The 3,833-nt window shown below is 39.0% G+C and carries 4 protein-coding genes; 3 read left to right on the top strand and 1 reads right to left on the bottom strand.

Annotation, left to right across the window (positions count from 1 at the left end; translation table 11 throughout):
• Positions 1 to 124: 124 nt before the first annotated feature.
• Positions 125 to 331: a hypothetical protein gene (locus AB7E63_RS13235; RefSeq protein ID WP_428419649.1), complete on the bottom strand. Its 207-nt coding sequence runs from the start codon at positions 329 to 331 to the stop codon at positions 125 to 127.
• A 169-nt stretch (positions 332 to 500) separates the two neighbouring features.
• On the opposite strand from AB7E63_RS13235, the gene AB7E63_RS13230 reads away from it, so the two are divergent.
• The 3 genes from AB7E63_RS13230 (at position 501) to AB7E63_RS13220 (ending at position 3,788) form a co-directional block, all read left to right on the top strand.
• A complete protein-coding gene (locus AB7E63_RS13230; protein WP_428419648.1) occupies positions 501 to 797 on the top strand; it encodes a metal-sensitive transcriptional regulator in 297 nt (98 codons plus the stop codon).
• A gap of 22 nt (positions 798 to 819) precedes the next feature.
• Positions 820 to 1,059, top strand: coding sequence for a hypothetical protein (locus tag AB7E63_RS13225; RefSeq protein ID WP_144016280.1), 240 nt, complete (start codon positions 820 to 822; stop codon positions 1,057 to 1,059).
• A gap of 128 nt (positions 1,060 to 1,187) precedes the next feature.
• Complete coding sequence (locus AB7E63_RS13220; protein WP_428419647.1) at positions 1,188 to 3,788, top strand: hypothetical protein; 2,601 nt, start codon at positions 1,188 to 1,190, stop codon at positions 3,786 to 3,788.
• Positions 3,789 to 3,833: the final 45 nt, after the last annotated feature.

Genomic DNA, 3,833 nt, shown 5'->3' with positions numbered 1-3,833 from the left:
CTAATTTTTTGTTTTACCCAGTTGCTTAAATCCCAAATAATACCAGCTAAGACAACGACTAAGCCTGCACTTTGATACATTTCATTGTTCATGTTTTGAATTCCTCCTGAAAAAGTAGATGTGATTAATTGAGAAATAATAATGCATTCGCCAGACCTTTATAAAACTCATCGCTTTGGGAAAAACCACCGGCTTGAACCACCCAACCTAGCAAATAAAAAACAACGAATGTAATGATCCATTCCTTTTTTTGGATCGCGCTATTTTGCCACTTGAATGGCACCAATCTCAAAACGACAAGCAATACGCAAAGAACTAATATTTTTTCCATATTGGACTACACCTCTGTCAATACGAATTTTTTTGTTAACAGAACGCTCAAGAATTTACTTTCCTTCACTGTTTTAAATCAAATGTTTTTTGGTTATCAGGATTTTTTTTACTTCTTGCCAAAATACCGTACAGGGGTATAGTATTTTTCTAAACAAAGGATAATCTTCATGAGCGATCACGACTGTAAAAACCATCATCATCCCTGTCATAAAAAAGAAGTGGCTAATCTTAACCGCATTAGTGGGCAGATTGAGGGGGTAAAAAAAATGATTGAAGAACGGAGATATTGTCCTGAAACTTTAACGCAACTACGCGCCATTCGTTCTGCCATCAAAAGCATTGAACTGCGCATTTTAGATGTTCATCTATCAAGTTGCGTCTCTCAAGCGAGTCTCTCGAGGGATCAAAATGAACAAAAAAGAAAAATTGATGAAATTCGAGACCTCATTAAAAGATTTGAATAATTAAACAACAAACAAGGAGTCAATGATGCAAAAAGTTCTCAATTTTTTAGGGGCCTCTTTTATTGCAGTGAGTTTTTTGTCTGCTAATCCAATTCCTGCACCCAGTAAAGCTCCATGCCCCTGTGAAGATTGCAAATGCACCATGCAAAACCATTGCGGATGCCTATCTGAAGAAAACGCGCATTTAGGTTGCAAATGTGGAAAAGAAGAATGCGGATGCGAACAAAAAAGCGAATGTACGCTTCTTTCTTGCTGCGGATAATCATTTAATTATTTAAAGCTTTTAGTCCCCTGTAATACTGAAATAAAACAAGTTAATTATAAATTAAACTTTATAGTATAATAAAGATATAATTAAACTTCATTTTATTTCAGTAAAATAGGGTTATTATGGGCTTAGATTCTTCTCATCTCACTCCAGCGGGGAGCCCTTCTTTGCCTGGAGTTGAATTTCATGAAATCAAGCAAGAACCTTCTAAAAGTACAATGGAAGTTTCCATAGATGGGCACCCTCATGCAATCGCTCTTTATCATGATACAAATTTTGACCCCTCTACCCAGTTAGAATCGACCCTTAAAAAAATCGTCAGTCTCGTCCGCGATAACCCAGCACGAACGAATCCCCTCGAATTTAAGTTAGAAAATGGGGAGGTAGACTTCAAAGATCGTAAAATTACCGAACATCCCCAAAAAATAGGGACATTTACCAAGCTAAAAAACTATATTTCGAATTGGATTTCGAGCTTTATCACTTCTAAAAAAACACCTACACCAACTTTGAGCAAAGTAGAGACCATACCCGTTACCCCCCAAAATGAATCTCCTAAACTGAAAGAATTCAGCGCTTTAGAAGCTAAGCAGGCTTTAGACTTGATTCACACCTTGCGTGATGCCCAACAAGCCGGAGAAACAAAAGTCATACACAATGGTACTGAATATCAGATCCCAGAACAAGATAAATACGGCATAACAACCTGGAAATTAGACATTAATGGGAAATCATTCGAGATTAATGAATTTGCTCCCGGAGCCTATCACGATGTTAAAACAGAGGGTTTTCTGAAACGGCAAGAGTTAGTCATGGATGCCGCAGAATTGTACCTGACCGAGATGTCGACAACTCACGATTATACCGTGGGAAAAAACAAGGAAAGGAAAGAAAGTCCAGATCCCGTGATTACGGCAGAACAAAAACAAGAAATTATGGACCGCATTAAACATTTAGAAACAAAATGCAAGGAGTCCATCGAAGCAGAATGTCAAATCGACCCAAACAAAATTCGATCACCTGAAGGAGATGAACATTATAAGCAGATACATAAGATCGCAGAAGAAAAGATCGCCCAGCTTGCAACCGATATTAGCTATGTTATCAAAACCTCAATCCCTTCCGGAACAAATCGCCCCGCTTTTAGCTTGAAACAGTTGGCCGAATATGAGAAAAAAAGCGTCCTTAATCGTGGCAGGCCAACCATCATTAATACTTTCTACATCGATTCCAAACAATTTGTCAGCATGCAAATACCCGTCTCTAAAACCACGATCCCCAGCACTATCCGCAACAGTCCTGGTCTAGTCAATTATGTACGCACCTCATTTGGAATATTGGATGAAAATCATCACATGCAGGTTTTATATAGCGGAATCCGCCACTCTAGCTATCCTCCCATTACCATTGCCGATGCCTATAAACGACAAGCCATTGCTGGCCAAAATGCACGCCAAGGCTTGATCGATGCGGCACAAAATATTCTGCAAGACACAGATATTGAAACATCCCCGGAAAAACCATTAGAAGTTCCTTTGCGCAGCATGTTATTACTGACTGCCAAGCAAATCGACTTTGTACGCAATCGCTCATACGGCATTATAGGAAAATGGAAGGGAGAAAGTGAAACAACCCAGTTAGAAGAATCCGCTCAGGCACTTCGCCTATTTAATAATCGGGTAATCAAGGTAGAAATTGATGGTAAAGACGTTTGGATTAAGCCCAACATTTCTTTTATGAATCTGGGAGCTAATGCAGCGGCAACAAATGCATCTCGAGTAAGTAAGCTCGCGGATGCAGCCAGTCAAGCAGGCATTAATGCGCGAGGATTCAATACGCTTGAACAAGATATCTCCAAGTGGACTTCCACAGCCCTTGATAAATTGAAAGGACAAGTATCACCAGAAATACTCTCTCTACTGAAAAATATCGCTTCTGATAATGTGAGTGATGTGGAAATTCAAAAACAACAAGACCTAGAAGCCTCTCTCCAAAAGAACCTGTCAATTTTATATGAAAATTTAGAAACAGCTCAAGACGCATACTTAAAAACAGGCACATCTTTTTCTAAAAATGTGATCAATAAAACACAAGAAGAAATTCGTTCTCTTGAAAAGCAAATCGACCAAGCAAACAAATCATTACTTACAGCCCGTACAAAGGCTTTTCGTAAGCGAGAAAGCACTCTAGAGCAAAACGTCAATATCTTAAAAGGAATTGGAAAAGATCCCGACTGGTCAGCTGAAACCACAGCACAATTTAAAGACTTGCAGCAAGTTTTAGCTCTGCACTATGAAGCTCAAAAAGTCTTTCATCATAAAAAATTTCGTGAAACCGATCATGTGATGGACTTCCAGGTCGCTTATAATTTGCTACAGGATAAAATAGGAAATATTAATGAATTTTTCTGTAAAAGTGCGGAAGATCGCACTGGTCGTGTAGATGATAGAATGCAGGAAAGCCTAGTCTTTCAGGCTCTACATGGGCGTTTTCCAGGCTCACTAGATGCGGAGAAAGTGCAAACCTATGCAGTCGCGATTAATCAATATTCGGCTAGCCAAAATAACACAGAACAAAATTCCAATGCTCGCGGAGAACAAATTGGAACAGAAATCAATAAAGGAATACCTGCCAGAAGGGGGAAATTGCACTCCGTTTTAGCTAAGCACATTTTCAAAATAGCCAAAAAGCTCAAGCCCTCAAACGAGGCTCTCATTTCATAGAAAAAATTGATCAAGAAAAGCACATGATGGTCGTGATAAAGCATG

Origin of the sequence: Parachlamydia sp., assembly GCF_050255895.1 — a bacterium.
In the GTDB taxonomy this organism is placed as follows: domain Bacteria; phylum Chlamydiota; class Chlamydiia; order Chlamydiales; family Parachlamydiaceae; genus Parachlamydia; species Parachlamydia acanthamoebae.
The sequence above is the reverse complement of the archived record's forward strand: the minus strand, read 5'-3'. Positions and strand labels throughout refer to the sequence as shown.